The sequence below is a fragment of the Pseudoalteromonas sp. TP27 genome (genome assembly GCF_056470645.1).
This window is the reverse complement of the sequence record NZ_JARDAK010000066.1, coordinates 1-2,254: the sequence shown is the minus strand read 5'-3', so window position 1 is coordinate 2,254 and position 2,254 is coordinate 1. Positions and strand designations below refer to the sequence as shown.

4 protein-coding genes are annotated in these 2,254 nt (G+C 45.2%); all 4 read right to left on the bottom strand.

Annotation, left to right across the window (positions count from 1 at the left end):
* Positions 1–284 (bottom strand): hypothetical protein (locus PX700_RS21865; RefSeq protein WP_479521931.1); only part of this gene is annotated, 284 nt, incomplete at its 3' end.
* 7 nt (positions 285–291) lie between these two features.
* Positions 292–762 carry a hypothetical protein gene (locus PX700_RS21860; protein ID WP_479521930.1) on the bottom strand — a complete coding sequence of 157 codons (471 nt, stop codon included), beginning with the start codon at positions 760–762 and terminating at the stop codon, positions 292–294.
* 2 nt (positions 763–764) lie between these two features.
* On the bottom strand, positions 765–1,256 hold the full coding sequence (locus PX700_RS21855; RefSeq protein WP_446701256.1) for a hypothetical protein: 492 nt from the start codon (positions 1,254–1,256) through the stop codon (positions 765–767).
* A 26-nt stretch (positions 1,257–1,282) separates the two neighbouring features.
* Positions 1,283–2,254: type II secretion system F family protein (locus PX700_RS21850; protein ID WP_479521929.1), on the bottom strand; the 972-nt coding region annotated here is incomplete at its 5' end.

The window sequence follows — 2,254 nt, the reverse complement described above, 5'->3', positions numbered from 1 at the left end:
GGAACGTAAACGCCTTCTAAGTTTTGTAATGTCGCTGGAAATAATTCCGCCGAATTAATGTGCCGTCCATTTTGGTATTGGTCGGCATTAAAGGCGTGAATTTGTTGTTTTAAAAACAGCAGTCGGTTGTAAAACGATTGAGTGTCGCTTTTGATGCGCTCTTTTTGTGCTTTTTCAGAGTACAAAACAAACGCATAGGAAAGAAAACTCAAGGTAATAAGCAGACCAACCATCGCCACAAACCCGCCTTGGGCTCGCCGTTTTGGGGTATGAGCTCGTGTCATGATGTCCTTATTTAATGCAGCCTGTGGCTCTATCAAGGTGCTGAAAATCCACCAATTGATAATCCAGTGGGCGTTGATAATAAAAGCTCATGCCATCGTGATGGCTAGGGGTTAAGTAGCGCGAAATCGCATGGGCTTTATTTGGGAAGGTGAAGGTAAAACGCACCGTCACAGAGTGAGGTCTTGCGGGTGATACGCTGTCATAACTGACGTCATACAGACCTAAATAATCATAGGCGTCTATATCCAGTTGATTAATATCAATGCTTGGCTGGGCCAAGCATTGAGTGGCCATTACCCCTTTGCTGTAATGCGCTTGGGCAAGCGCCGTGATGTTATCAATGTGGCGCTCTATCTCTTTTGCATCCGTTTTGTTGGACAATAAAGAAAACAAAGAGCTAGAGGCTATCGCCATGATGGATAAGAACAGAAGGGTACGCAGCATATCAACACTTAATAAACCGTGTTGATTGACCATAACTAGAACGTCATGGTGACAGAGTTCGCACTGGTTTTGATGGTGGCACAGCCTGCCGCTTCAATACAGCCGCTTCGCGTACTTGATGCCATGGTGTCGGCAATGTCATCGATACGGTCGGTATCGTTGGGTAACGTCGCGGTAATATCAAACAACCCTTTTGAGGCGTTCACTGAAACCGTCCAGTCGCCACCAAAGGCATTAGTCGATTTACCATCCCCTGTTGTGCCACAAATCGATTCACTTAAATCGGTAATGTCACAGATTTTTTGAAGGCTAACGCCATCAAAGTTTGGACGGGATTTTTTCCAATCACGGGTTGAACTGATGATGCTTGATACATCGGTTGTGAACATGATCTTATTCCATGCATAAGCAATGGTTGGCCCTTTAGAAATAATGTAGATAAGTGCAAGGATGATGAAGCCTGAGACCAGCATTACGTCCACAGACATGGCGCCACGTTGAGCAAGTTTGGTTTGGTTCTTTTTCATGTGTTTATTCTCTTTTAATGAAAGGATTACATCATTTGATGCGTTGCTATATTGAATATGAGGGAAATAATGCCCCCTGCGGTGAGGCCAAAAACAAAGGCGCCCAGCAGTTTTAAGGTGTTTTTTCCGATGGCTTGAATGAGAGCCACTTCTTGAACAAGAAGCTCTTGATGCATTTCTGCGCTTTTTTTCAAAGGATCTAACGTATCAATGCCCCCAAGCAGTGTTAGGGTTTCTTGCTCCTCTTGGTTGAGCAATTGCACATCAAAAATATCCCCTACGTTGTTTTTCCCTTGTCGAATTTGGGTCAGCATTTTATGGATATGCCATGCCACATACGGCGGGGTCGTAGAGATATAATTGGAGAGCGATTCTTTTATCCCAATCCCTGCAAGGGTTTGGTTGCTGATGGAATTTAAAAAGTGGGCGGTGTGTATCAGTCGATATTGACGAAACACAAACCCGTTATCGACTTTCTTTCGGTGCTCACCCACCCATAAAGGGAGAGCGATAACAATCCCGATACAGATAAGCGCAAAGAGTAAAAGCAGATAGACGCCATAGTGACCAAAAAATAACCCAAAGGATTCAGAAAACGAGGACAGCGCCCCCCATTGGGGGCGGGGCAGTTGTTTACTGAGCATGGGATAAACGTAGTTGGCTGCCAGTGCTGAGGTGCCGAACAACGCGATGATGCCAATGATGGGAGTCGTTAATGCTTTGATTAATACGGTGGTTGAGGTGTTTTGTGTCTCAATCGCCGCCAGTGCATCGTTTAATCCTTGTTGAAAATCACCGATGTGCTCCCCAGCTTTCAGACTTTGGTAAGCAATACTTATTAGCCAAGGGCGAATACCGTCTGCAAATCCTCGTCCATTGGCAAGGGAGCTCGCCACATCCTGAGCCACTTTTTTCTCCATTGCGGTGCCGTATTTCATGACTTGGCCAACAATGTCTTTTTGAAGCATTCCCGCCAGAGATAAGCGCTGTATTTTATG

Excerpts from the sequence above, each read along its gene's own strand:
- PX700_RS21860 (WP_479521930.1), bottom strand. The coding sequence starts at position 762 with ATGGTCAATCAACACGGTTTATTAAGTGTTGATATGCTGCGTACCCTT.
- PX700_RS21855 (WP_446701256.1), bottom strand. The coding sequence starts at position 1,256 with ATGAAAAAGAACCAAACCAAACTTGCTCAACGTGGCGCCATGTCTGTG.